Raw genomic sequence first — 1578 nt, 5'->3', positions numbered from 1 at the left:
CGGAACTTGTCAAGGGAGTTGAGTCCAGCAGGTGTTACGCGACTGTCATTTCAGCCTCCACAGCGGCCAGAGAATCCTCGGCCGGCTGATTGATCCACACTGCATCGGGCAGGGCCAGGATCTTCGGCAGCGCCGTGGTGCCGAAGCGGTGCGGGTACTGCACACGGGCCGCATCGAGCACCTGCCGGCGATCAGCGGCCTTGCCGGCCGCCAGACCGAAATGGACGTCGGCCGGGGTATGCAGCCCGATACCGCTGTGGCGATGCTCGTGGTTGTACCATTCGGCGAACTGCATCATGAATTCCCTTGCCGCACCAAGTGATCCGAACCGTTCCGGGAAACCGGGACCGTACTTGAGGGTCTTGAACACCGCCTCCGAATACGGGTTGTCGTTCGAGACCCGTGGCCGTGAATGCGATCGGGTGACCTCGAGGTCCGCGAGCAACGTCGCGACGGACTTGCTGGTCATCGACGTACCGCGGTCGGCGTGCACCACCTGCGGGATGCCGTGTACCGCAAAGATCTGTTCCATCAGTTCTCTTGCCAGTACACCTGATTCGTGCGCGTGAACGTGCACGCCGACGATGTAACGCGAGTAGATGTCGATCATCACGTACGCGTCGAAGTACTGGCCCTTCACCGGCCCGGCGAGTTTCGTGATGTCCCACGAGTACACCTGCCGGGGCGCGGTCGCGACCAGTTCGGGGCACGCCTTCGCTGGATGCCTGGCAACCCTGCGACGTTCGTTGACCTGGGCATTCTCACGCAGGATGCGGTACATCGTCGACACCGAGCACAGGTAGATGCCCTCGTCGAGTAGCTGGGCGTAGATCTCGAGCGGCGCCTGGTCGACGAACCGATCACTGTTGAGCACCTCGAGGATACGCAGGCGTTCGAGTGCGGTGAGCTTGTTCGGCGGCTCGACTGCGGGTGTGGGCGTCGCCGGCGGTGTCGGTGCGGTCGCGGCAGTGCGGTGCCGGACCGCCGTTGAACGGACCACACCGGTCAACGCGCTGGCCGTTCTCGTCGACACCCCTGCCTCGGTCAATTCGTTCCACGCCGCTGTCAACGCGTGGTCGGCTTGTCGTCCGAGTCCGCTCTCTCGGAAAGTGATTCCAAGAGAGCGTGTGCTTTTCCCATGATATCCAGGGCAGCTTCGGTGGTGGTGAGCCGTTTGTTTGCCTGGGCGAGCTCCCGTGTGAGGCGGGCGATCTCGGCCTGTTCAGCGGTGAGCTTGCCGACCTTCGTGCCGGCGGGTTTGCCGGCGAGGACCCCGGCGTCGCGTTGCTTGCGCCACTCGCTGATCAACGACGAGTACAGGCCTTCGCGTCGCAGGTAGGCCCCGCCGCGGCCGTCTTCGCATGCCTGCTCGTACGCGGCCAGGTGCGCGAGCTTGTCGGAGGGGCTGAACACGCGTCGGCGGCGGGGGCCGTCGGCTCGAGGGTGGGTGGAGACCATGTGGTCATTGTCCTCGACCGGAATGATGGTGGAGATCGTCATGGTGGGGTTGATCCGTATCTCGCCCTGCTGGCGGAGTTGCTGTGAAGTGCTGGACTCAACTCACCCTGGCATGCAGGG

General features: G+C 64.1%; 1 protein-coding gene. It reads right to left on the bottom strand.

The window, feature by feature from the left end:
• Positions 1-34: 34 nt before the first annotated feature.
• Positions 35-1500, bottom strand: a protein-coding gene (locus GD1_RS23940; RefSeq protein WP_238404336.1) for an IS3 family transposase whose coding sequence is annotated in 2 segments (ribosomal slippage) — positions 35-1131 and positions 1131-1500 — 1467 coding nt in all. Because the reading frame shifts where the segments join, the coding sequence is not laid out codon by codon here.
• Positions 1501-1578 lie beyond the last annotated feature (78 nt).

The sequence above is a fragment of the Gordonia desulfuricans NBRC 100010 genome (assembly GCF_001485495.1).
In the GTDB taxonomy this organism is placed as follows: Bacteria; Actinomycetota; Actinomycetes; order Mycobacteriales; family Mycobacteriaceae; genus Gordonia; species Gordonia desulfuricans.
This window is presented reverse-complemented; position numbering and strand designations above follow the sequence as displayed.